This is a genomic window from [Actinomadura] parvosata subsp. kistnae (assembly GCF_900323885.1).
GTDB lineage: Bacteria > Actinomycetota > Actinomycetes > Streptosporangiales > Streptosporangiaceae > Nonomuraea > Nonomuraea composti.
This window is the reverse complement of the sequence record NZ_OOHJ01000018.1, coordinates 3,031,570-3,055,164: the sequence shown is the minus strand read 5'-3', so window position 1 is coordinate 3,055,164 and position 23,595 is coordinate 3,031,570. Positions and strand designations below refer to the sequence as shown.

Below are 23,595 nucleotides of genomic sequence, written 5' to 3'. Positions count from 1 at the left end.
GACGGATCTTGCCAGATGATCCGGTCAGCGTTCGGCGGGGTGGAAGTCGTAGGGCTCGGAGTCGTAGACGTAGTAGACGCAGTCGGCGCCCGGGGCGCACTTGCCCCAGTGGACGGCCTTGGAGGGGTAGTAGAGGTAGTCGCCGGCGCCCACCCGGTAGGTCTTGCGCCCTTCCACGTGCCACAGCATGACCCCGGACACTCCCACGACGTGCTCGGGGCTGGTGTGCCAGTGCGGGGAGAACGGGGTGCCGGCCTTGAGGGTGAACATGGCCTCGGAGGGGCCGGTCTTCGGGTCACCCTTGAGCTGGACGAACGTGCAGCCATCCAGCCCCTCGCAGGGTGAGCCCTGCTCCTTGTGCGAGTGGTAGACGGGCCGGGAGGGGCCGGAGTCGGCGAGTGAGCCGGTCGGACCGGTCAATACGACGGTCAGCGCACCGGCCAGGCCGGCCAGTCCGGCCAGGAAAAGTCTCTTGCGCATGCTGGTCTCCCAAAGAATCGGACTACGGTCCGATTCAACATAGCGGACTATGGTCCGGTACGTCAACGCGCCCGATCCGCGAACCCGCGGCACGCCCGCGGCATCCAACCTGGCATGCACAAGATCCAGCGAGCCGCCGCAGTGTCCGTGTTGCCCCTCGCCGCGGCGCTGATCGCGCTCCCGGCGCAGGCCGCTCAGCAGCGTCCCGACGGCTGCCCGACGCCGACCGCGGCGGAGGCGAAGCGGTCGGCCGACGCCAAGACCGACACGCCGCCCAGGGGCGCGGACGCGATCAAGGGGGTTCGCGTCGGCCACCTGCCGAAGGGGTTCACCTCCGGCGGCGTCGTCGTCAACAAGCACGACGGCATCACCGAGTACGGCTACCAGTGGAGCGACAACCGCGACGAGGTCGACCCCAAGCGGCGCTCGTTGTGGGTGCGAGTGGTGTGCTGGCCGAAGGCGAGCGGGCTGAGCCGGCTCAAGAACGCGCCGTTCGAGCTCGGCACGTTCTCCGGCGAGACGAGGACCGTGCGGATCGGCACCCGCCGGGTGCTCACCCAGGACGCCGACGGCGCGCTGGGACACGGGCGGTACGCGGGCTGGGTCGAGCGCAAGGGGGTCGTCGTCACCGTGCTGGCCAGCACGCCCCTGGTCCCCGACCTGGCGAAGATCATCAACGGGATCAAGCTCTGAGCCGTCCGGGCGGGCCTTCCAAGGGGAGCGTGGCGATGTTGATCGACGGGGACCCGCAGCGGCTCGGCGGCTACTGGCTGGCCGGGCGGCTCGGCGCGGGCGGGCAGGGCGTGGTCTACGAGGCGTACGCCGAGGACGGCCGGCGCGTGGCCATCAAGGTCCTGCACGGCGACCAGGCCGCCCAGCTCGCCCGGGAGGTGACGGCGGCGCAGCGGGTGGCCGCGTTCTGCACCGCCCCCGTCATCGAGGCCGTGCTGGAGGGGCCGCGGCCGTACGTCGTCAGCGAGTACGTCGAGGGCCCGAGCCTGCGCAAGGCGGTCGCCGACGGCCGCCGCTTCGGCGGCGCCGACCTGCACCGGCTCGCCACGGCGGTGGCCACCGCGCTGACCGCGATCCACGACGCCGGAGTGATCCACCGCGACCTGAAGCCCGACAACGTGCTGCTCGGCCCGGACGGCCCGCGCGTCATCGACTTCGGGATCGCCCGGACGGCGGAGATGTCGCTGACCGCGACGGGCCTGGTGACGGGCACGCCCACGTACATGGCGCCGGAGGTGTTCAGCGGGCAGCGGGCCGGGATGCCGGCGGACGTGTTCGCCTGGGGCGGCATCATGGTGTACGCGGCGACCGGCGCGGACCCGTTCGAGGCCGAGAGCCTGGGCGGGGTCATGCACCGGGTGCTGTCGGCCAGCCCCGACCTCAGCCCGCTGCCCGACTCGGTGCGCCCGCTGGTGGCCGCCGCGCTCGGCAAGGACCCGGCGCAGCGGCCCACCGCCCGGCAGCTCCTGATGGCGCTGATCAGCGCCGACTCCGTGCTCGACACCGCCCACCTGCTGGCCCAGGGCAGCGGACGGGCGGCCGGCATGGCCGTCGAGGCCGACGACCCGGGGCTGGGCGCGCTGGCCGAGCAGGCGTACGAGCTGCTCGGGCGCGACGAGCACGAGCTGGCCGCCGAGGTGTTCCTGCGGCTGGTCACCGTGGGCGAGCGCGGCGAGCTGCTGGTACGGCGCGCCGCCCTGTCGGAGCTGATGGAGGGCCGGCCGCTGCCCGAGTCGGCGGCCGTGGCGAGGATCCTGGAGGTCTTCGGCTACCTGCTCGGCCGTGACGGCGAGGAGGTGTGGCTGTCGCGTCCGGCGCTGCCGCACGCCTGGCCGCGCTACCGCCGCTGGATCGAGGCGAACCGGGACGGGCTGGCCGTGCACCGCGAGATCCTGCTCGCGGCCGGCCGCTGGCACCGGTCCGGGCGCAGGGACGGGGACCTGTTCCAGGACCACAGCCTGGAGAACGCGCTGCAGTGGGCCGCCACCGCCCGCCGCAACATCACGCTGTCACCCCTCGAAAGGGACTTCCTCGACGCGGGCGCCCGGCTCACCAGGCGCAGGGCCAGGCGGAACCGGCTGGTCACGCTCAGCATGGCGGGCCTGCTGGTGATCTCGCTGGTCGCCGCCGGGCTGGCCGTCCAGCAGGGCGTCCTGGCCGACCAGCGGGCCGAGGCGATCGCGGTGCAGCGCGACCGGGCGGAAGGGGCGCGGCTGGCGCAGGTCGCCGACGAGTTGCGGCAGCGCGACCCGAGGGTGGCGATGCAGCTCAGCGTGGCCGCATGGCGGCTGGCCGGGACGCCCGGCGCCCGGGCGGCGCTGACGGCCTCGCTCGCGCAGCGCGAGGTGGCCGCGTTCAAGGACCCGGCGCAGGCCGGCGACACGGTCCGCGCGCTGAGCCGCGACGGCAGGATCCTGGCCAGCGTGAGCGACGACGCGATCAGACTCTGGGACGTGCGCACCGGCGAACGCGCGGGCGGCGTCGCCCGGCTCGGGCTGCGGGCCGGCGAGGCGCTGGTGGCGGTCGCGCTGTCGCCCAGCGGGCGCGACGTGCTGCTGACCACGTCCGAGCGGCTCGTCGTGTGGCGCCCGGCCACCGGCCGCGCGGTCCGCTCGTGGCGCATGCCCAAGGACGTCCAGGCGTACGGCCGCTACGGCACCGTCGACCGGTACGTGCTGACCGAGTACGCCGACGACGACGGCCACGCGTACCACCACGTCTGGGACCTCGATCGCGGCACCCGCAAGGCCATCGCCGCCTACGACGGCGCGATGACGGCGGCGGGCGACGCGATCTACGTGCGGGCCGGCGGCGCGCGCGGCCGGATCGAGCGGCGCGGCCTGCCCGGCCTGGACCTGCAGCTCAGCCAGCCCCCGGCGGCGGCCTGCGACTGCCCGGCCCCGCTCGCCGTCACGCCCGGCGGCGGCGACCTGATCGAGCGGACGAAGAACGACCTGACCGTCCAGCCGGTCAAGGACGGCACCGCGTCGGGCGCCACCCTGCAGACCGGCGTCCAGCCGTGGAACGGCGGCGAGCTCACCGTCAGCCCCGACGGCCGGCTGTTCGCCTCGGTCACCGCGTCGCAGATCCAGGTGTGGCGGGCCTTCGACGACCACCTGACCACGCTGCGCCTGCCCACCGGCACCGACAACGGCTCCCAGCTCCCGCAGGTCGGCTTCGACGGCGACACCCTGCGCTACCTGAGCGAGGACCACGTCTTCACCGCCGACCTGAGCGACCTGCCCATCAAGCCGGCGAAGTTCACGCCGTGGTCGCCGCCCCTGCTGGGCCCCGGAGCGCGGCACCTGCTCGGAGTGAACACCGACGGCGACACGGTCTACCTGGGCGAGCGGCGCGGCCAGGGCATGCGGCCGGCGCTCCGGGTCACCGGCGACTCGGAAACCGTGCAGGCCACCGCGTTCAGCCCGGACAGCCGCCTGGCCGGGATGGGCGCCAGCACCACGATCACCGTCCTCGACACCACGACGCGGCGCGAGCTCGCCGAGTGGCGCCCCGTCGTCGACGGCCGGCCGCGCTCGACGGACCTGCTGGCGTTCAGCCCCGACGGCACCCGGCTGGTCGCCGGGCACACCGGCGCCAACGGCGACGGGGACGACCGAGCGATCGCCGTCTGGGACTGGAAGAGCCACCGGCTGCTCTGGTCGGCGACGTTCACCAACCTCAGGGACGCCGAGTTCTCGCCGGACGGCCGGACGGTCGCGGTCGCGGGCGAGAAGACGCTCGACGTCGAGGGCTACGACGTGCGGCTGTTCGACGCGGCGACGGGCAGGCAGCTCGGAGCGCCGTTCGGCATAAGCGGGCAGAGCTCGACCGTCGTCGACTTCGTGTTCACCCGTGACGGCTCGTCCATCGCGGTCGTGGACGGGCGCGGCCGCGTCACCCTCTTCGACGTCGCCAAGCACCGCAGGCTCTCTCAAGCCGGCCGGGACGGCGGGCTCACCGGCCACGCCGCCCGGTCGCCGCGCGAGGACGTGATGGCGATCGGCACCAAGTCCGGCCAGGTCCGGCTCTTCGACCTCAAGGCCGGGACGAGCCTGGGGCTCCTGCGCGACGGCGCCGTGGGCGGGCTCGCCGGCATGGCGTTCTCCGCCGACGGGTCGAGCGTGACGACCGTCGACAAGGCGGGCAACCTGTCCGAGCACCCGATCGAACCCGGCAAGATGGCCGCCGCGGTCTGCGCCCGGGCGGGCCGGCCGCTGACGGAGGGCGAATGGCGGACGTACGTGACGGGCGTCCCGTACCGGAAGGTCTGCTGACGGAGGGCGGATGGCGGGCGTGCGTGACAGGCGTCCCGTACCGGAAGGTCTGCTGACGGAGGGCGAATGGCAGGCGTGCGTGACGGGCGTCCCGTACCGGAAGGTCTGCTGACGACGCGACGCGTCGGCCCGGCCCCCGCTCAGCCCGCGAGGGCTTCGGTGATCTGGCGGGTGGTCTGGGCGGCCACCCGCGGGTTGACGGCGGCATAGAAGGTGTACGCGTTCAGGCCCGTGGCCAGGGCCCAGCCGCGGCCCCGGGTCCAGGTGGCGTCGTCCACGCCGAGCGCGTCACGGAAGACGGCGCGGCTCTCGGCCGACAGCAGCGTGAACGCGATCATCAGGTCGCGGGCCGGGTCGCCGACGCCGAGCTCGCCGAAGTCGATCACGGCGCTGAGGCGGCCGTCGAGGGTCAGCAGGTTGCCGGTGTGGAAGTCGCCGTGGGACCAGACGGGCGGACGATCCCAGGCGGGGGCGCTCAGCGCCGCGTCCCACAGCCGGGTCAGGGCCGCGCGGTCGAACACGTCCCCGACCTGCTGGATGGCGGCCCGGGTGGCCCGGTCCCGCTCGGCCAGCGGCCGCGCCACCAGCCCGTCGCGCGGCTCCTCCGCCGAGAGCCCGCCGCGCGGCTCCTCCGCCGAGAGCCCGCCGCGCAGCTCCTCCGATGGAGGATTCTCCGGCGTGAACCGGTGCAAAGCGGTCAGGAACTCCGCCAGGGCGACGGCGGCCGCCCGCGAGCCCGCGAGCGCCTCCACCGTCGCCACCTCGCCCTCCAGCCAGCGCGCCACCGACCACCGCCACGGATATCCGGACCCGGGCTCCCCCACCGCCACGGGCACCGGGACGGCCAGAGGCAGGTGCGGGGCCAGCCGGGGCAGCCACGTGAACTCCTTCTCGGCCTGCCCACGAGCGTCCGCATGGCGGGGCAGCCGCACGGACAGCTCCCCGCCCAGCCGGTAGATCACGTGATCCGAGCCGCCGGGCTCGACCGGCTTCAGCGGCAGCCCCGCCCACTGGGGGAACTGGGCGTCCACCAGCTCCCTGACCAGTGCGGCGGTGATCACGGGACGGGAGCCTGCGGTGCTCAAGGGCGACGTCCTCCGGTCGGGGTGGCAGGGGCATCCCGAAGATACCGGCGGCTCAGCCGCTGCCGCGCCCCAGCGGGCCGAACGCCACGTCCTTCTCCTGCCGCAGCACTTGACCGCCGTCCCCGTAAGCCGTCACCGTGACGGGCGGCGAGTCCAGCACCGTGGCCTCCTCCTCCCCCGGCTCGCGCACCGGCCTGCCGATGACCCGGACGATGAAGAACCCGTTCGCGATCCGCGCCGCCGTACGCCGGCCGTCCGCCCAGTCGACCTCCACCCGCCGCACCGCGTCGCTGACCCGCCCGGTGACGACCCGGTACACGTCGTCCCGCTGGATCCGCTGCGCGCCGACCGTGTACGAGTGCGTGTGACTGGTGTACGCGTCCACCTGCAGATCGCCGGAGAAACCCGCCAGATCCCCCGGCGGCTCGAACCCCCAGTAGGTGAAGACCGGGCGCTCCGCCATGTCCCGCTGCTCGGTCGGCGTGCACAGCACGAAGCCGGCGTCGCTGCCCACCAGCGCCGTGCTGCCGCCCTCGTCGCGGTACTCCACGAGCACCCGGAAGTCGTCGGCCCGCCCGTGCTCGGCGATCCGCCGGTTGCCGTCCATGTTGTGGACGGGGCCGCCCTTGGGCATGCACTCCCGTACGAACCGGGCCTGCTCCGGCGTGTTGGCCGGCAGGGTCGCCACCCCGGCGGCGGTGCCGGGGCCGAGGCCGTCCGGGAGCGGGACGATCACCGCCGTGACCACCGCGGCCGCCGCGGCCAGCCCGGCGAACCCGGCCACCGACCAGGCCCGACGACGACGGCGCGCCAGCGTCCGCGTGACGTACAGCACTGGGTCCACCGGGGCGGCCTCGCCGGCCATCGTGCGCAGCTCTTCGGCGATCCGCCGTTCGTCGATCGTCACTGCAGTCCCTCCAGGATGACGGCCTCTCCGACCAGCTCGCGCAGGCGGGCGACGGCTTGATGGGTCTGGCTGCGCACGGTCCCCACCGAGCAGCCCATGATCTTGGCGACCTCCGACTCCGAAAGGTCCTCGTAGTAGCGCAGCACGAGCACCGCCCGCTTGCGCGCGGGCAACATCCGCAACGCCTCGGCCAGCGTCACGCGCGTGTCCACCTCGGAGGTGCGGTCCTCCACGCCGCGGTCGGGCAGCGCTTCGAGCACGCGCTCGCGCCCCCAGCGCGGGCTGCGCCACCGCCCGACCTGTTCGTGGTACATGACGCGGCGCATGTACGCCTCCGGGTTGCCGCGGATGCGCCGCCAGTGCCCCGCCGCCTTGGCCAGCGCCGTCTGCAGCAGGTCCTCGGCGGCGTGCTGGTCGTTGGTCAGGACGTACGCGAGCCTGATCAGGCTGTCGGATCGGCTGGCGACGAACTCGGTGAAGTCGCGCTGGTGGTCCGGGTGCAAGGGCTCTCCTCGTCTCTCGCACCCTTAGATGGAGGCGACCCCGTGAATCTATGGCGTGGCGAAGGTGCGACGCCAGAGGCGCATGACGGCCTTCATGTGGGTATGCGCTCTTGCCAGAAGGGTCGGGATCCTTCCGCGAAGGGTCGGGATCGACGGAGAAGCGCCGTACGATGACACATCATGCCGTCGGGAGGGTAGAGGTCCGTGTCCGATGACCGTGCGTGGCACCCGGATCCCCGCCGAGGCCAGGGCCGTGCACCCCAGACCGGCAGGGCGGCGTCCGGAGGTGATCGGACGGGCTGGTGGGTGGCCGGGGCGCTGGTGCTCACGTTCGCGGTCGCGGTGGCGGCCACGCTCTACGCGGTGAGCCCGGACGAGCCCGAGCCGGCGCCGCCGGCCGCCGGCGTTCCGGCGGGGTGGCGGCTGGTCTGGTCCGACGAGTTCGACGGGCCGGCGGGCCCGCCGGACCCGGCCAAGTGGAACCTGGTGGACGACCATCTCGGGTACAACAACGAGCTGGAGTACTACACGCCGCGCAATGCCGTCGTGGACGGTCAGGGGCGGCTGGTGATCACGGCCAGGTCCGACGACGCGGGCGGCCACGACTGCAGCCCGCGCGTGTGCGCGGCCACCTCAGCGCGGTTGTTCACGGCGGGGAAGTTCGAGCAGCGGTACGGGCGCGTCGAGGCGCGGATCAAGTTACCCGAGGGGCAGGGCATGTGGCCGGCCTTCTGGGCGCGGCGCTCCCCGCAGGGCAGCGGGCGCGGGGAGATCGACATCATGGAGCATCTCGGGCGCGAGCCCGACACGGTGCACGGGAGCCTGCACGGGGAGCAGGGGTACGACGTGCAGAACTCCTACCGGTTGCCCGACGGGGGCAGGTTCGCCGACGACTTCCACGTCTTCGCCGCCGACTGGCATCCGGACCGGATCTCCTTCCTGGTCGACGGGCAGGTGTACGCGACCGAGCGCAAGGCGGACGCGCCACCGGGCGGGTGGGACTTCGACGTGCCCTACTACCTGCTGCTCAACCTGGCCGTGGGCGGCGACTGGCCGGGGCCGCCCGACGAGACGACCCGCTTCCCGCAGCAGATGATCGTGGATCACGTGCGCGTGTACGCGGCGGCTACCGATCCGCCACGCTGACCGCCGCCCGCCGCCTGCCGGCGAAGCTGACGACCAGCACGCCCGCTCCCAGCAGCAGGGAGACGCCCTGCGCGAGCGTCCAGCCGAGGGCCGCCGCCGTCAGCCCGTACGGCAGCAGCGCCGCCACCAGCCCCAGCACCAGAGCCGCGTTGGCGCCGTTCATGAGGACGTACGCGCCGGTGCGGTCCCTGCTGATCAGGATCGTGTCCACCAGGTAGTTGCCCGCGCCGACCAGCGCCGCCAAGGCCAGGACGCGGAGCGTCTGCGCCGCCTGCGCCGAGTAGCCCTCCCCGAACACCCGCAGGATGTACGGCGCGCCGGCCACGATCACCGCGACGGCGGGAACCAGCAGGCCGTAGATGCCCACCACGGCCTTGCGCAGGTAGCGGCGCAACGAGATGCGCTGCGCCTCGGCGAACAGCACCTGCGCGCTCGTCGAAGGGATGAAGTTGAGGAACGCCGCCACCTGGAAGGCGATCGCGAAGTACGCCGCCGCCTGCGGTCCCTGGAAGGCCAGCACCTCCAGCGGCACCACCGTGCTCGGCAGCATGCCGAGGGCGGTCGCCAGGTAGCCGGCGGCGGAGAACGGCAGGTACCGCCGCAGCAGCTCCGCCGGCCGCGCGCGGGCTGCGGAGGGGCGAGGTAGCCGCCGCCACAGCGACACCCCGCCGAGCAGACAGGCGAGCAGGGTGCCGCCGCCGTAGGCGATGACCAGGCCGGTGAAACCGAGCGGGACCAGCGGCAGCAGCGCCCCGACCTTCAGCACGGTGCCCGCCGCGTTCTTGGCCAGCAGTGCGCCCGTGCCGCGGACGGCGATCAAGCCGGCGTCCAGGGTTCCGCCCACGGCGGTGACCATCACCAGGACGGTGATCAGGGCGATCGTCTCCGGCCGGCCGATCAGCTCGGGGCCGCCCGGGAGCAGCGGGGCCAGGATCAGCAGCGACAGCAGGGCGAGCGCGCCGCCCAGCGCGCCGACGGCGATCACGGCGACCGCCGCCAGCCGGCGCGGGTCGTCGGCCTTGACGAGATGGCGCAACAGCGTGGTGGGCAGGCCGAGTGCGGCGACGGTCGACAGGAGGTTGACGCTGGAGGTGACGGCGGTCAGCCAGCCGACGGCCTCGACCGGGTAGTTGCGGGCCGCCAGCGTGAAGAACACGAAGCCGCCGGCCGCGAGCAGGACGGTGTTGACCAGGAGGAGGAGGGTGCCGCGGACCAGGACGTTTCTGAGCAGCGAGCGCAGGCGCGCCCCGGCCCCACCGGCGATCGCGCCCTCCGGCGGGGTGGGGTGAGGCTCGGTGGCGAGGCCGGGGTGGGTGTCTTGCCGGGTCCGGTGGCGGAGGACGGTGGCGTAGCCGTTGCGGGTCGCGTGGGCGATCTCGGGCCAGCCGGTCCCGTTCACGTGCTCCAGCGCCGCCTGCGACATCCGTGCCAGCGTCGCCGCGTCCCAGCCCGCCGCCGCCCGCAGCGCCGGCGTGAGCCCGGTGACGCCGCCGCGGTAGCAGGTCACGGCGGCGCCGGGCAGCCCGGTCAGGGCGGGCAGCTCGGGGACGATCAGCGGCCGGCCGTGGGCGAGCGCGAGCAGGGCGCTGCCGCTGGTGGTGATCTCGCGGAACGGCAGCACGACGACGTCGCTTTCGGCGTACAGACCGGCGATGTCCTTGTCGGGCACCCGCCCGAGCCGCAGGTCCACGCGGTCGTCGGCGGCGGCCGACGCCTCCAGCCGGGCCGCCAGCTCCTGGTCCGGGCATGCTCCGGCGACGACGAGACGCACGTCCGGCTCGCGGGGCAGTGCCGCGAAGGCGGCGAGCAGGTCCTCGACCCCCTTGTACGGCTCGATCCGGCCGAAGAACAGGAACGTGCGCGGCCGGCCCGGCCGTCCGGGCGGCGGCAGCGGCGGGGCGGGGAAGGGACCGTGCGGGATCACGGCGGCCCTGGACGGCACCGCCCCCAAGGCGGCCAGCCGGTCCAGCGTCGTCGAGTGGTGGGCGATCACGAGGTCGCAGTGCCGCACGAGCGTGCGCCGGGCGGCGGCGTCGTCGGCGAAGACCTGCCGGTGCGGCAGCACGTTGTGGGCGGTCCACACCAGCCGCAGCCCGAGCGGCCGCAGCACGCCGAGCACGGCGGCGAACCACCATTGGGCGAGCCGCCGCGTCCGGGCCCCGCCCGGCAGCGCGAACTTCCACACCCAGTGCAGGTGCACGACCCTGGCCCCGCCCAGCCGACGGGCGGCCAGCTCCACGGGCAGCAGCAGCAGGTTGAGCGTGTGGGAGGGGGTCAGCTCGCCGAGGTGGCGGACGTGGACGCCGGCGCGGCGTAACTCGCCGTGCAGCAGGTCCTGGTACGGGTTGCTGTCACGGGGGAAGACCAGCACCTTCATCGGCCGGCGCGACCCCGGGGCGTGGCGAGTTCGGCGAGCACGCCCGCACCGTACACCAGGTGGTCGGCGAGCACCCGGATCGGGCCGTTGTGCCGGTTGCGCCAGGCGGGCACCAGCAGCAGCGCCGGGTAGAGCGGGAACCACAGGGTCAGCGGCAGGCCGAGCAGGAAGAGGGGGTAGACCACGACCATCGGCTCGCGGCGCAGCAGGTCCGCCCGCCGGCCGCGGTGCTTGAGGTAGAGCCGGGCGCGGGCCTTGCCGTAGACGTATGAGCGGCGGAGCTGCCGGCGGTGGTCGCCCCAGTCGTGGGTGACGACCGCGTTCCCGGCGCTGCGGATGCGGTGCCCGGCGTCCTGGACCCGCCAGCTGAAGTCGACGTCGGAGCCGTAGCCGAACGTCTCGTCGAAGCCGGCGACCTGGTCGAGCACCTCGCGGCGCACGGCCAGGTTGCCGGTGCCGCACTCGTGGAGGTAGCGGGCGCCGGCCCGGCGGCGGGCGTCGGCGTCGTAGAGGCTGCCGTGCCCCTCGGGGCCGGTGACCAGGCCCGACACGACGGTCTCGCCCTCGTCGAGTATCGGCGTGACGAGGTGGCGCAGCCAGCCGTCCTGGGGCAGGCAGCCCGCGTCGGTGAAGACGACGATCTCGCCCTCGGCGGCGCGCACGCCGGCGTTGCGCTGGTGCGGGATCGTCACGGGCACGCCTGGCGGCGGCGTGAAGGGCAGCCAGCGCACGCGCGGGTGGGCGGCGGCGATCGCGTCGAGCCGGCCTCGCGAGGCGTCCACGACGACGATCTCGTACGGCAGGCCGGCCGCCTCGGCCGCGCGGGTGACGCCGCCGAGGGTGCTGTCCAGGGCGGGTTCGTCCTTGCTGATGATGACGATGGAGATCATCGGTGGAAGACCTTCGTGACGCCGCTGGTGTAGACGAGATCGTAGTGCGCCTCGATGAAGTCGGCCGGGAACGCGTACAGGGCGAGCTGGTTGTCGAACAGCGACCTGGCGCGGCCGACGGCGGTGTTGGCCCAGCTCGCGTACACCCAGGCCGTCCGGTCGAGGGTCAGCGGGGTGATGTCGGTCTGGATCCGCCGGCCGGGGCCGAGCTCGGCGAACAGGCGCAGCTGCGCGTACCGGTCGGCGTAGAGGCGGTCGGGCGAGCCGCGGGCGGCCTCCTTGAGCCAGCGGGCTCCTGCCAGCTCGGCCTCGTACATGCAGTACCGCTCGCAGTCCTCGCCGCGGGTGGACAGGTTCGTCGCCCGCTCGCCGCCGAGCAGCACGTTGTCCAGGCCGCTGCCGGTCGTGAAGGTGACGACGACGGCCGCGCCCGTCAGCCCGTAGACGGTGCGGCGGAGCCGCGCGGGGAACTTGGCCGCGGAGACGCGGTGCAGCAGCCAGAACATCGCGATGGACAGCAGCGTCAGCGCCTGCAGCTGGGCGCGGCTCTGGTTGTACGCCGCCGCGAGCGTGCCGGACAGGCGCAGCAGCACCAGCACGCCCAGCATCGGCACCGCCAGCACGCCGATCCGCCGCACCAGCCACGACGAGTGCCGGCGCACGGCCATGACCAGGGCGCCGAGCAGGCCGAGCAGGTTCGCGAGCTGCTGGATCAGCAGCACGCCGAGGTCGAGCGACGCGCTCACCGCGGGCGCGACCTTCGGGGGGACGGGCACGCCCGCGTCCCCGAGCTCCCACCGGGGGTCGCCGGCGTCGGCGGCGGGCGTCACGCTCGCCTTGGGCGGGCGGTACTTGGGCACCACCCGCTTGGCGTACAGGTAGGTCGGGATGCGGGTCACGTCGGTGCCCCGCAGGTAGGCGGACAGCAGCGTGCCCGCCGTCCCGGCGCCCGGCAGCAGCCGCAGGCCCTCCGAGCTCAGCGCGGTACGGAACTCGCCGATGTTGGCCGTCGACCGGGTGATGGGGACGTACCAGAGCACGCCGGCGAGCAGCCCGGGCAGCAGCGCCGCCGCGACCGCGCGGGGCGCGATGCGCGGCCGCCGCATGACCCACAGCACGGCCTGCAGGACCAGCGCCCCGCCGAGCATCACGGCGGTGAAGTACGCGCTCGTGTAGTGCGAGACCACGATGCCCGGCCCGAACAGGCACATCAGCGCCGCCTTCGGGAAGTGCCGCAGCCGGGCGTCGAGCAGGGCCCCGCACAGCGCCGCGAACAGCAGCATGGCGATCTCCTGCCGGGCCAGCGCCGGGAACTGCTGCGACAGCGCGCCCTGCGCCGTCACGAACGCGGCGGCGGCGAACGCCCACTGGTCCGGCAGGAAGCGCCGGGCGAGGTGGAAGATCCCGACGGGGAACATCGCGAAGATCGCCGGGTAGACGACCTTGAGCACCAGCAGGACCGGCAGCCCGGTCAGGGCGTGCAGCCCGGCGGGCAGGACGGTGATGCTGAGCATCGCCCCGTACGCGTCGGGGTGTGGCCCGGTCACCCAGATGCCCGAGGTCACCGTCTCCTGGGCCACGGCGTACTCGGAGGCGATGTCGAAGCCGTAGACCAGGTCGCCCCGCAGCGCGTACGACCACATCATGGCCAGCGAAACGGCGTACAGCAGCATCGCGGACCGGCCGCTGCCGAGCCGGCCGGCCCGGAGGACCCCGAGCACCAGCGCGAGCACGCAGCCGGCGACGGCCGCGATCGCCACCTCGGGGCCGTACCCGTGGTTGAGCCGCAGCGCCCCCGCCGCGGCGAGCAGCGGCAGCAGCAGGGGCAGCGCCAGCCAGCCGGCGGCGGGCAGGGACCGCCAGGGGACGGCCGTCTCCTCCGGCGCCCGCACCCCGGCCAGGAACAGCCCGAGGCAGGTCACCATGAGCCCGGCGAGCAGCGGCCCCGGCCGCAGCGGCGCACCCGGGTCGGCGGCGGGGCCAAACACCGCGTCGAGGACGCCGCCGTCCACCAGCGGCACGAGCAGCGTGACCGCGAGCCCGGACACCATGAGCACGACGAGCGACGCGGCCGGCACGTACAGCGGGAACGCCGCCACGCGGTGACCCGGCACCCGCAACGCCCGCAGCAGCAGGCACCCGGGCACGATCAGCAGGAGCGGCACGAGCAGGAGCTGGGCCGCCCACACGCCGCGCACCTGCGTCAACGCGACGATCAGGACGAGCGCCGCGCCGTAGAGCAGCAGGCGCCTGTCTTGCTCGCGGACGGTCACCCGCTCTGCCCTCCGCCCCGGCCGGCCCTGTCTCCGGCGAACATGAGGCGGAAGGCCCACAGACCGTGCAGGAAGCCGATATTCTCGCACGCTTCCTGCGCGATCCGGAGGTACGGGTCGGCAAGCGCCTCGATCCTGCCCGCGAGCACGTGCCGCAGCCCCACGGGGTAGAGCAGCAGGGGCAGCACCACCGCCACGATCGCGGCCGGCGGCCACGCAGGAGACACGAGGACCAGGCCGGCGGCGAGCACCGGCCACGGGAACAGCGTCGGCCGCACCTCCGGCCACTTGGTGTACTGCATGGCGGCGCCCCGCCCGTACGCCAGGCTGCGGCGCAGCAGCCCGCGCACCGTGGGCGTGTACCAGTGCGTGACCGGCGCGTCCGGGACGAGGACCAGCCGTCCGGGGCGGTCCCGCCGGAGCCTGCGGGACAGGTCCTCCTCCTCGGCGGCGTACCGGAACCTGGTGTCGAACCCGCCGACGGCCAGCAGGCGCTCCCGCTCGAACGACATGTTGCCGCCGCTGAAGGCGTGGACGTCCCGCCGTCCGGGCGGCGGGCCCGGCCGGCTCCATTGCCGGCGCAGGTACAGCCAGAACCGGTACGGCAGCGCGGCGCTGACCGTGAGCTCCAGCTCCAGCGGCTCGTGCCGGTTGTTGCGCTCCAGGAACCTCGGCAGGTAGCCGTTCCCGGCTCCGGGCACGATGGGGCCGCCCGCCCCCGCGACGCCCTCCTCGGCGTAGGCGGCGAGCAGCAGCTCGGCCCAGCGGGGGCCCGGCTCGCAGTCGTCGTCGAGGAAGGCGACGATCCTGCCCTTCGCGGCTCTCAGGCCGGTGTCGCGGGCGGCGGCGGTGCCCCTGTTCGTCTCGTGGCGCAGGACCGTGACGGCGTGGGCGCGGGCGACGTCCCCGGTGCCGTCGTGGGAGGCGTCGTCGACGACGATGACCTCCAGGTCGGGGTGGAGCGTCTGGGCGGCCAGCGCTTCGAGGGTCCGCCCGAGGCGGGCGGCGCCGTTGTAGGAGCAGATGACGACGGAGAGGCTGGCAGGCATCAGGACGGTTTCCCGGGGACGCGCGGGCCGCGGTCGCGGGCGGCCTCGTAGACGGCGATCGTGCGCAGCGCGACCGCATTCAGGTCGGTGTCGGGCGCGTGGGCGGCGCCACTGTCCCGGGGGCCCTCCCCTGCACCGGTCGCCAGGAGGTCGGCGATCGCCGCGGCAAGGCGGCCGGGCGCGCCCGGCGGCACCGCCCACCGCGAGCCCTCGAACAGCTCGCCCAGCCCGCCGACGGTGGTCGCGATCACCGGTACGCCGAAGGCGCGGGCCAGGTTCGCCACCCCGCTCTGCTCGGCGTCACGGTAGGGCAGCACGACGGCCTCGGCCGCGCCGAACCAGGCCGCGATCTCGCCGTCCGGCACGTAACCGGTGAACGTCAGCCGGTCGAGCACCCCGTGCCGGCGTGCCAGGCGGCGCACCTTCGCCTCGTGCAGGTGGTCGCGCGCCTCGAACAGCCGGAACGGGCCGTGCCGCCGCCGGACCGCGCCGGCGACCACGACCCGCACCCCGTCCAGCGTCGCGGGCGGCAGCGTCGCCATGGCGCGCACCAGGTCGTCGAGCCCCTTGCTGACGTGGATGTGGCCGAAGGCCAGCAGCAGGCGGGCGTCGCCCAGCCGATGGCGGGCGCGCAGGTCGCCGGCGGTGCAGGTGGCGGGGGCGGCGGTGCGGAGAAGTGCGGGACCACCGTGGCCCTGCCGTCGAGGCCGAGGGAGGTGAGCGTGTCCAGCGCCGCCCGCGTGTGCACGATGAGCCGCTGGCCGGCCCGCCCGACGCGCCGGTACAGCGCCCGGCCCGGCCCGCGCAGGAGCGCCGTGTCGCGGCTGACCTCGTGCAGCGTGGCCACCACCGGGACCTCGGGGGCGGCCAGCCAGCGCGCCACCGCCACGGTACGGGCGCCGAACGCGGGCACGGCGAACTGCACGTGCGCCACGTCCGGCCGGAACCGGGCCACTGCCGCCCGCAGCGCCCCCACCCCATCGTCCAGCGCGCCCACGACCTCCTCGGGCGCGCCCGGATGGGATCGGGCGGCGACCACCGCGACCTCGTGCCCGTGCTCGCGCACGGCGCGGGCGAGCACGTGGGTGTAGGTCCCGATGCCGTCACGGGCGGGCGGATAGGGGCTGACGTAGAGGATCCTCACGGCAGCATCGCCTTCACCACATGGGCGGCGATCGAGTCCAGGGCGTACTCGCCGACCCACGGCTCCACCGCAGCGGGGTCCGCGGGCCCGTCGAGGGCGTCGGCGAGTGCCGCGGCGAACGCGTCCAGGGTGTGCTCGCAGACGATCCCCCGCCGGCTGCGCCGCACCAGGTGCTGGGCCAGGTTGTCGCGGGCTGAGGTGGTCACGACCGGCACGCCGCACGCGATCGCCTCCAGCACGGCGATGCCGAACCCCTCCCTGGTGGACGGGAACGCGAACACCCGGCCGGCCTTGACCAGCGCGTACACGTCCTTCTGCTCGCTGACGTCGTGCCGGAACTCCACCACCTCCGCGATGCCGAGCCGCTCGGCCTCCTCGCGCAGCGCGTCGCGCTCCGGGCCGTCGCCGATGATCCGGCAGGTGATCGCCCGGCCGCGCTCGCGCAGCTCGGCGATGGCGGCGAGCAGCAGGTCCAGGCCCTTGTGCCGCATCAGCCTGCTCACCACGACCAGGTCGGTGGCCTGTTCGTGCGGTGCGGCCCGGCTCACCTCGTCGAGGTCGACCCCGTTCGGCGCGATCGTGATCGCGGCCCGCTCGCCGAGCTCGGCCCGCAGCCGCCGGGCCGTCTCAGGGGAGACGGCGATGATGCGGTCGGGTGCCCGCATCGCCAGCCGCTCGATCCACCACGCGGGCCGCCAGCCGACGCGCGTGCTGTAGCGCCAGTACTCGGGGCCCCACACCTCGTGCCAGGTCGCGATGAGCGGCTTGCGGCGCAGCGTGGCGACCACGCGCAGCGTCAGCAGGTGCAGGAACGGGATCTGGTCGACGTTGAGCACGTCGAAGCGCTGCCGCAGCAGCCGGAGGCAGGCCAGCGCGAAGATCAGCGCCTGCCAGATCGACCGGACGCCGTGCCGGTACATCGGCAGCAGCGGCGAGATCGCGTGGAAGGTGACGCCGCCCTCGGTGCGCACCCGGGGCCCGTGCCACCAGCGCATGGTGAACACGTGCAGGTCGGCGTGCGGCGTGAGGTGCGCGTACAGCTCGTGGTAGCGGATCTCCCTGCCGCCGAAGCTGTACGGGTGGATGGCGTCGGTGACCAGTGCCACCACGGGCCTTCTGGGCACGCGCCTACCCCTCGTCGATGTTCGCGGAGCAGGTGGCACGGAACGAGATGGCCTCGCCGCTGTCCAGCCGGACGCCGACGGTGACCGGGCCGGGCTCGCACAGCGCCTTCGTGGACGGCGTGATCGTCACCGGCTGACCAGCGGCGAGGGTCACCCGCCCGCCGGCGACGTCGCGGGTCCTGCCGGACTCGGTCAGGCGGATCGACCAGGCGTACTCGTGCCGCCGTCCGGTGACGTTGCGGATGGTGAAGGAGGGCGGGGCCAGGTACGACGTGGCGGGCACACGGTCCGGGAGCGCCTGGGGCGCGGTGAACGCCAGCTCGGTGTATCCGCCGTACGCGCCGGCCAGCCCTGCCGCGACGAGCAGGCCGCGGCCCTGCTCGGTCTGCGCGCCGAGCGCGGCCACGACGACCGCGCCGAGCAGGGCGGCGGTCGTGAGAAAGGTGGAGCGGGGAAATAATCGCGTCATTTACGGCGGGACTTCACCACGATGCTGATGGGACGGTTGATCCTAGTGCTCAGAAAGGGTCTGGTGTCCCAAGATGATAGTCACGGCCGTTCAAACGTTATTATCGACCGCCGTAATCGGACATTTCCGATGTCTCAGCGCTGGCGGTACACCCGCACCCAGTCGACGACCATCCGGGCGGGGAAGCGCGTGCTCGCGTTCGGGTTCCCCACCCACGTGCCGCCCACCTGAAGGTTGAGTATCAGGTAGAAGGGCTTGTCGAACGGCCAGCCGGGATAGCGCGGATACTGCGCGTACGGCTTGCCGTCCACCCACCAGGTGATGCTCTGGGGCGTCCAGTCCACGCCGTACACGTGGAAACCGGCGTCCAGCCGCTCGGGCAGCTTGATCTGGCCGCCGCCCTTGCGGCCCTTGGAATGGGTGTAGGCCCGGACGAGGTGGGTCTCGTGGCCGCGGTTCTCCATGATGTCGATCTCGCCGTACGTCGCGGAGCCCGAGCGGCCCGAGTCGGTGCGCTTGAGCCAGAACGCCGGCCACAGCCCCTTGCCGAGCGGCAGCTTGATCCGCGCGGCGAACCGCCCGTACGCCTGGTCGAAGGTGTGCCGGGTCTCCAGCCGGGCGCTGCTGTAGTCGCACCGGCCGTACCAGCAGGTCTGGCCGTTCGCGGCCGGCGCCCGCTGGGCGGAGATGACCAGGTGGCCGGAGCCGGTCTGCACCGCGTTCGCCGGGGTGTAGTAGTGCAGCGCCTTCCGGTTGGACCAGCTCGTGCCGGACAGGGCGGTCCACTTGGCCGGGCGGCCCCGCCCGTTGAACTCGTCGGACCAGCTCAGCTTCCACGACGCGTCGGGCAGCGCCAGCGGCGCGGGCTCGATCGACTGCGCGGGCGGCGGCGTGGCCCCCGCGTTCCCGGCTCCGCCCGAAGGCGTCTCGCCGATCGTGCGCACCCCCGCCGCACTTGCCGCGGCAACAGTGGCGCAGACCGCCGCGGCGAGGATCCAGGTGCGGGAGCGGGCCCGGACGTCAGCCGCCGTCATCGGGCCGGCTCGCGCTCGGACTTCGTTTCGTCGCGCTTCCCATAAATAATGACTTCCGGCGAGGGGCTCCGTCCTGGCCGGGAGAATACCAAAGGGAGAGGCTGCGGTGACCGGAGGTGGTTGGAGGAGCGAGACGGGCGATCCGGACGGCTCGCCCGAGCTGGTGAACGAGCGGCTCTCCCAGCCGTCACTGCCGCCGGGCGAGCGGTCGTCCCCGCCGTCGGGGCCGCTGGACGAGCGGCTCTCCCAGCCCTCGCTGCCGCCGGTGGAGCGCTTATCGCAGCCCTCCTCCCCCTTTTCGTACCCCTCGCACCCGTCGGTCCCGTCGGTGCCTTCGGTGCCGTCTATGCCGCCGACCACCGAGCTGACCGATCCCGACGTCGGCCATCCCGCGCCTCCCGGCGGGCCGCGCAAGCGGTTCCGCTCGCTGCTCATCGGCGGCGCCTCCGTCGCGTTCGCGGTCGTCGTGGCGGCCGGTGTGCTGGTGGCCTCCCGCCAGGGCGACGACCAGACGGCGCAACTGGCCGGCAACCTGTTCGCGGCGGGGACGGCCGGCGCCGCCGACGGCCGCCAACTGGAGCTCAACGGTGTCGCCGCCATGGGCGCCACGGTGGTGGTCGCGGGCGGCGAGGACGCCGACTCCGGCTACCGCACCGAGTTCTTCCTGTCGAAGGACGCGGGCCGCACCTTCACCCGCGCCCAGGTGCGTACCGCGAAGGGCGAGCCGCCCGTCGCCGGCGAGGTCCCCCGCCACCTGGCCGCGGGCCCGGCCGGCTCCGCCGGGTGGGTCGCGCTCGGCGACCGCGTCGGCGGCACCGTCGTGTGGACCAGCCCCGACGGCGCCTCCTGGACCCGCCAGCCCGACGCCACCGCCAGCCTCGCCTTCGGCCCGCGCGACCGGGTCGCCGACGTCGCCTGGACCGGCGGCGGCTTCACCGCCGTGGGGCAGACCTCGGACAAGGGCGACTTCACCGACGCCGCGCCGGTGGTGTGGCTGTCGCGCGACGGCCGCAGCTGGGAGCGCCGGGCCGGCTGGCGGCTCCACCCGCCCACCGGGGGCACCCTCGCCCTCACCGACGTGGCGAGCGTCAAGAACGCCATCGTGGTCCGCGGAGAGAGCTCCATCAAGCCGTACGACATCACCTGGCGCTCCACCGACGCCGGCGACACCTGGCAGGCGTTCGCGGTGCCCGGCACGTCGAGCGAGCCGGAGCTGTCGTTCGCCTCGACCGCGACGGCCATGCTCGCGCTCCGCCAGGGCGGCTCCCACGCCACCACCTACACCTCACCCGACGGCGTGCACTGGACGACGGCGGCGAAGATCGACGTACCGGGCTTCAAGCGCCTGTCGCGGCTGACGGCCACGCCGCAGGCCGCCGTCGCCGCGATCGAGACCGACAGCGGCATCCGGCTGGTCCGCAGCGTGGACGGCCGCTCCTGGCAGCCCGCGGGCACGACCGCCGGCGGCGCCGAGGTACGCGACACCGCCGCGGTCGGCGACAACACCGTCGCGGTGGGCGCCCAGGACGGCACGGGCGCCCTGCTCGCGGTGCGCGACAAGGCCGGCAAGGAGGTTCCCGCCCGCATCCCCGACACCACCGGGAGCGGCAAGGTCGTGGACGCGCTCGGCACGGCCGACGGACGGGTGGTCGCGGTCGGCGGCGCCAACGGCGACGCCACCGTCTGGACCTCCGCCGACGGGTCCTCCTGGCAGCCCGTCCAGGACAAGGACAAGGCGCTGACCGGCCAGGGCCGCCAGCGGCTGACCGGCGTCACGGCCGGCTTCGCCGGCTGGCTGGCGGTCGGGTCGAGCGGCCGGACGCCCGGCCGTCCCCTGGTCGTCACCTCGGCGGACGGCGAGAGCTGGCGGCGGGCCGACGGCGCGGCGGCGTTCCAGTCGACCGGCAAGGAGCCGCTGATCGCCCGCGCCACCGCCGCGGGCCCCGACGGCTACGTGATCGTGGGCGAGGACGGCTACGGCGCGGGCACCTGGTGGTCCCCCGACCTCAAGACCTGGGAGCGCGGCACCCCGGCGGGCCAGGACAACCTCGTCGGCACGCCGACGACCAGGCGGTGGATGAACTCCGTGACCAACGGCATGTTCGGCTTCGTCGCCGCCGGCGGCGTGACCGACCCCAACGCCTACGGCGGCGTCTTCGTCCGCCGCCCCACCGTGTGGATCTCGCCCGACGGCCGCAAGTGGTCGCTGGTGCGGCTGCCGATCCCGGCCGGCGTCAACGAGGGCTGGCTGACCCACATCGCCTCCCATGACGACGTCCTGGTCACCGCGGGCACGGCCGTCACCGGCAACGGCACGGGCACGGCCGCGTTCGGGTACGCCTCGACCGACGGCGGCCGGAGCTGGCAGCAGATCACGTTGCCGGTCACGGCCGGTGAGCAGTCCGGCGTCACGGCCGTCGCCACGACCCCGCGCGGCTTCGTCGTGGCCGGCACGGTGGGCAGCCCCGGCGACGTGGTCGTCTGGACCTCGGCGGACGGCCGTTCGTGGAAGCCGGAGCAGCCGCGCGGCGCCGGCGTGTCCGGGCCCGGTGACCAGCGGCTGAGCGCGTTCACCACCGTGGACGGCGAGCTCGTCGGCGTGGGCTCCACGGCCACCGGCCACGGCGACGAGCCGACCCTGTGGCGGCGCCCGCTGTCGCCCGACGAGGCCGGCACGCCCTGAACCGGCAGGTCTAGCGGGTGCCCCACACCCTGAGCGTGGCGTCACCGGCGACCCCGGTGACGGTCGCGCCGTCCCGGCTGAACGCCACCGAGTAGACCCAGTCGGCGGGCCCGTCCAGCTCGCCGGTGCCGCGCCCGCTCGCCACCTCCCACAGCCGCACCTTGCGGTCGTAACCGCCGCTGGCCAGCGTCTTCCCGTCGGGGCTGAAGGCGACCGCGGTGGCCCAGCCCCGGTGCCCGGCGAGCACGGTGCGCTCCTTGCGGGCGGCGACGTCCCACAGCCGGACGGTGCGGTCGGCGCTGGCGCTGGCCAGCGTCTTCCCGTCAGGGCTGAAGGCCACCGAGAAGACCCAGTAGCGGTGGCCGGACAGCACGGCGGCGGCCTCCCCGGTCGCCGCCTGCCACAGCCGCACGGTGCGATCGTGGCTGCCCGTGGCGATCGTGGTGCCGTCGGGGCTGAACGCCACCGAGTCCACCCAGTCGGTGTGGCCGCCGAGTATCGCGGTGCCGTCGCCGGTCTCGGCGTTCCACAACCGCACGGTCCGGTCGCGGCTGGCGCTGGCCAGGGTCTTGCCGTCGGGGCTGAACGCCACCGCCCCGACCCCTCCGGTGTGGCCGGTCAGCGTGCCCTTGCCCGTGCCCGAGGGCAGGCTCCACAACCGCACGGTCCCGTCGTCGCCGCCCGTCGCCAGCGTCTTGCCGTCGGGGCTGAACGCCACCGCGTGCACGCCCTTGGTGTGGCCGTCGAGCGTGGCGGTGACGCGGCGGGTGGCGGCGTCCCACAGCTGCACGGTGCCGTTCCCGCCGCCGGTCGCGAACCGCTTCCCGTCCGGGCTGTACGCGACCGCGTACGCGGGGTCCGGGGAGAGGGTCCTGGTCACCTCGGGCTCGATCACCGGCGTCGTGGGCCCCGGCACGACCGTGGGCCGGGCCACGACCTTGGGCACCGCCGGCGTGGCCAGGGCGAAGTAGGCTCCCGTGGCGACCACCCCGGCGGCCACCAGCCCGAGCGTGGCGGTGAGCAAGCCGCGCCGCGACCTCAGCCCGCCGCGCTGCCCCACCAGCGACTCCGTCACCGAGGCCGCTCCGGGGTCGGGCAGCGAGATCCCGCCGGACGCCTGGGACGGGCCCGAGAGCGAGGCGGGCCCGGACTGCGACGACGGGCCCGGCGGGGAGAACGGGCCGGAGAGCGACGGTGCCGCCGCGCGGAACGCGGCGCCCTCTCGCGCCGGGAAGAGGGACTCCTGGCCCGGCGTCTCCCGCGCGGGCTCGGGCACGCCGTGGCCGAGCAGGTTGAACAGCACGTCGGTGGCCGTCGGCCGGGCCGCCGGGTTCTTGTCCAGGCACGCCACCACCAGTGACCGCACCGGCTCGGTGAGGCCGGTGAGGTCCGGCTCCTCGTTGAGTATGCGCTGGAAGAGCGCAGGAATGCTGTCGTTGCCGAACGGTGGCCGGCCGCTGGCCGCGTACGCCATGGTCGCGGCCCAGCTGAACATGTCGGACGCCGCCGTCACCACGCCGGCGCTGAACTGCTCGGGCGCCATGTACGCCGGAGTGCCCAGGATCTCGCTGCTCTCGGCGACCGTGGAGTCAAGGGCACGCGCCAGGCCGAAGTCGATCACCCGGGGGCCGTCGGGGCCGCAGACGACGTTGCTCGGCTTGAAGTCGCGGTGCACGATGCCGGCCTGGTGGATGGCGACCAGCGCGGTCACGGTGGCGACGGCCAGCCGCTCCAGCGCGTCGGGATCGCGGACGCCCTGGGTGGCGATGAGCCGGCTCAGCGAGATGCCCTCGACGTACTGGCTGACCACGTACGGCTGGTCGCCGCTGGTGTCGGCGTCCAGCACGCGGGCCGTGCAGAACTGCCGCACCTGGCGGGTCGCCGCGATCTCCTGGAGGAACCGCTCGCGGGCCTGGGGCTCCTCCGACAGCCGGGCGTGCAGCACCTTGATCGCGACGACCTGGCCCTCGGGTGACTCCCCGACGTACACGGTGCCCTGGCCGCCCGCGCCCAGATAGCCCGTCAGGCGGTAAGGACCTACCTGCCGCGGGTCGGTCGGCCGCAGAGGACTGGAACTGGGCACACGTACCTTCCCCAAGAACGAGGCTCAGCAGGATGATGGCCACGGACGCTTACGCACGA

Annotated in this window: 17 protein-coding genes and 1 pseudogene; 4 read left to right on the top strand and 14 right to left on the bottom strand. The window is 74.1% G+C overall.

Annotated features, from left to right (window positions below):
• Positions 1 to 24: 24 nt before the first annotated feature.
• Positions 25 to 480, bottom strand: a complete 456-nt coding sequence (locus tag KIS93_RS34320; RefSeq protein ID WP_080043754.1) for a cupin domain-containing protein — start codon at positions 478 to 480, stop codon at positions 25 to 27.
• Between the two features lie 114 nt (positions 481 to 594).
• Between KIS93_RS34320 and KIS93_RS34315 the strand changes: the two genes are divergently transcribed.
• Positions 595 to 1,173 carry a hypothetical protein gene (locus KIS93_RS34315; protein WP_080043755.1) on the top strand — a complete coding sequence of 193 codons (579 nt, stop codon included), beginning with the start codon at positions 595 to 597 and terminating at the stop codon, positions 1,171 to 1,173.
• Between the two features lie 35 nt (positions 1,174 to 1,208).
• Positions 1,209 to 4,769, top strand: a complete 3,561-nt coding sequence (locus KIS93_RS34310) for a protein kinase domain-containing protein (protein WP_080043756.1) — start codon at positions 1,209 to 1,211, stop codon at positions 4,767 to 4,769.
• A gap of 140 nt (positions 4,770 to 4,909) precedes the next feature.
• Here KIS93_RS34310 and KIS93_RS34305 read toward each other — a convergent pair whose 3' ends face one another.
• Genes KIS93_RS34305 through KIS93_RS34295 form a run of 3 tightly spaced genes read right to left on the bottom strand, consistent with a single transcriptional unit; the run spans position 4,910 to position 7,264 of the window.
• A complete protein-coding gene (locus KIS93_RS34305; protein ID WP_080043757.1) occupies positions 4,910 to 5,854 on the bottom strand; it encodes an aminoglycoside phosphotransferase family protein in 945 nt (314 codons plus the stop codon).
• Between the two features lie 52 nt (positions 5,855 to 5,906).
• Complete coding sequence (locus tag KIS93_RS34300; RefSeq protein ID WP_080043758.1) at positions 5,907 to 6,761, bottom strand: hypothetical protein; 855 nt, start codon at positions 6,759 to 6,761, stop codon at positions 5,907 to 5,909.
• The gene (locus tag KIS93_RS34295; RefSeq protein ID WP_080043759.1) at positions 6,758 to 7,264 is read right to left on the bottom strand and encodes a SigE family RNA polymerase sigma factor; all 507 of its coding nucleotides are present in this window, start codon (positions 7,262 to 7,264) and stop codon (positions 6,758 to 6,760) included. The genes KIS93_RS34300 and KIS93_RS34295 overlap by 4 nt, the downstream gene beginning before the upstream one ends.
• A gap of 204 nt (positions 7,265 to 7,468) precedes the next feature.
• Here KIS93_RS34295 and KIS93_RS34290 point away from each other — a divergent pair, with 204 nt between their 5' ends.
• Entirely contained in the window at positions 7,469 to 8,410 is a 942-nt protein-coding gene (locus tag KIS93_RS34290; RefSeq protein ID WP_222107686.1) for a glycoside hydrolase family 16 protein, read from the top strand.
• On the opposite strand, the gene KIS93_RS34285 is transcribed toward KIS93_RS34290, so the two are convergent.
• The 9 genes and pseudogenes from KIS93_RS34285 to KIS93_RS34245 all read right to left on the bottom strand — a co-directional run bounded on the left by KIS93_RS34285 (position 8,391) and on the right by KIS93_RS34245 (position 18,770).
• On the bottom strand, positions 8,391 to 10,787 hold the full coding sequence (locus KIS93_RS34285) for a glycosyltransferase (protein ID WP_155128734.1): 2,397 nt from the start codon (positions 10,785 to 10,787) through the stop codon (positions 8,391 to 8,393). The two genes, KIS93_RS34290 and KIS93_RS34285, sit on opposite strands and share 20 nt — an antisense overlap.
• Complete coding sequence (locus KIS93_RS34280) at positions 10,784 to 11,677, bottom strand: glycosyltransferase family 2 protein (protein ID WP_080043762.1); 894 nt, start codon at positions 11,675 to 11,677, stop codon at positions 10,784 to 10,786. Before KIS93_RS34280 ends, KIS93_RS34285 begins: the two co-directional genes overlap by 4 nt.
• A complete protein-coding gene (locus KIS93_RS34275; RefSeq protein WP_080043763.1) occupies positions 11,674 to 13,950 on the bottom strand; it encodes a hypothetical protein in 2,277 nt (758 codons plus the stop codon). Before KIS93_RS34275 ends, KIS93_RS34280 begins: the two co-directional genes overlap by 4 nt.
• Positions 13,947 to 14,999, bottom strand: coding sequence for a glycosyltransferase family 2 protein (locus KIS93_RS34270; RefSeq protein WP_080043764.1), 1,053 nt, complete (start codon positions 14,997 to 14,999; stop codon positions 13,947 to 13,949). The genes KIS93_RS34275 and KIS93_RS34270 overlap by 4 nt, the downstream gene beginning before the upstream one ends.
• Positions 14,999 to 15,580, bottom strand: a complete 582-nt coding sequence (locus KIS93_RS34265; protein ID WP_335673920.1) for a glycosyltransferase — start codon at positions 15,578 to 15,580, stop codon at positions 14,999 to 15,001. Before KIS93_RS34265 ends, KIS93_RS34270 begins: the two co-directional genes overlap by 1 nt.
• Before the next feature lie 107 nt (positions 15,581 to 15,687).
• Positions 15,688 to 16,143: pseudogene (locus KIS93_RS65895) on the bottom strand (glycosyltransferase); the annotation flags it as partial.
• The gene (locus KIS93_RS34255; RefSeq protein WP_186404572.1) at positions 16,140 to 17,267 is read right to left on the bottom strand and encodes a glycosyltransferase; all 1,128 of its coding nucleotides are present in this window, start codon (positions 17,265 to 17,267) and stop codon (positions 16,140 to 16,142) included. The pseudogene KIS93_RS65895 and the gene KIS93_RS34255, both read right to left, overlap by 4 nt.
• 4 nt (positions 17,268 to 17,271) lie before the next feature.
• Positions 17,272 to 17,736: a hypothetical protein gene (locus KIS93_RS34250; protein WP_080043767.1), complete on the bottom strand. Its 465-nt coding sequence runs from the start codon at positions 17,734 to 17,736 to the stop codon at positions 17,272 to 17,274.
• Between the two features lie 134 nt (positions 17,737 to 17,870).
• The gene (locus KIS93_RS34245; protein WP_186404571.1) at positions 17,871 to 18,770 is read right to left on the bottom strand and encodes a glycoside hydrolase family 16 protein; all 900 of its coding nucleotides are present in this window, start codon (positions 18,768 to 18,770) and stop codon (positions 17,871 to 17,873) included.
• A 106-nt stretch (positions 18,771 to 18,876) separates the two neighbouring features.
• Between KIS93_RS34245 and KIS93_RS34240 the strand changes: the two genes are divergently transcribed.
• Entirely contained in the window at positions 18,877 to 21,453 is a 2,577-nt protein-coding gene (locus tag KIS93_RS34240; RefSeq protein ID WP_186404570.1) for a DUF6242 domain-containing protein, read from the top strand.
• Between the two features lie 10 nt (positions 21,454 to 21,463).
• On the opposite strand, the gene KIS93_RS34235 is transcribed toward KIS93_RS34240, so the two are convergent.
• The gene (locus KIS93_RS34235) at positions 21,464 to 23,536 is read right to left on the bottom strand and encodes a serine/threonine-protein kinase (protein WP_186404569.1); all 2,073 of its coding nucleotides are present in this window, start codon (positions 23,534 to 23,536) and stop codon (positions 21,464 to 21,466) included.
• Positions 23,537 to 23,595: the final 59 nt, after the last annotated feature.

Coding starts and splice junctions, on each gene's coding strand:
- KIS93_RS34320 (WP_080043754.1), bottom strand. CDS start 480: ATGCGCAAGAGACTTTTCCTGGCCGGACTGGCCGGCCTGGCCGGTGCG.
- KIS93_RS34315 (WP_080043755.1), top strand. CDS start 595: ATGCACAAGATCCAGCGAGCCGCCGCAGTGTCCGTGTTGCCCCTCGCC.
- KIS93_RS34310 (WP_080043756.1), top strand. CDS start 1,209: ATGTTGATCGACGGGGACCCGCAGCGGCTCGGCGGCTACTGGCTGGCC.
- KIS93_RS34285 (WP_155128734.1), bottom strand. CDS start 10,787: ATGAAGGTGCTGGTCTTCCCCCGTGACAGCAACCCGTACCAGGACCTG.
- KIS93_RS34280 (WP_080043762.1), bottom strand. CDS start 11,677: ATGATCTCCATCGTCATCATCAGCAAGGACGAACCCGCCCTGGACAGC.
- KIS93_RS34270 (WP_080043764.1), bottom strand. CDS start 14,999: ATGCCTGCCAGCCTCTCCGTCGTCATCTGCTCCTACAACGGCGCCGCC.
- KIS93_RS34250 (WP_080043767.1), bottom strand. CDS start 17,736: ATGACGCGATTATTTCCCCGCTCCACCTTTCTCACGACCGCCGCCCTG.
- KIS93_RS34245 (WP_186404571.1), bottom strand. CDS start 18,770: ATGACGGCGGCTGACGTCCGGGCCCGCTCCCGCACCTGGATCCTCGCC.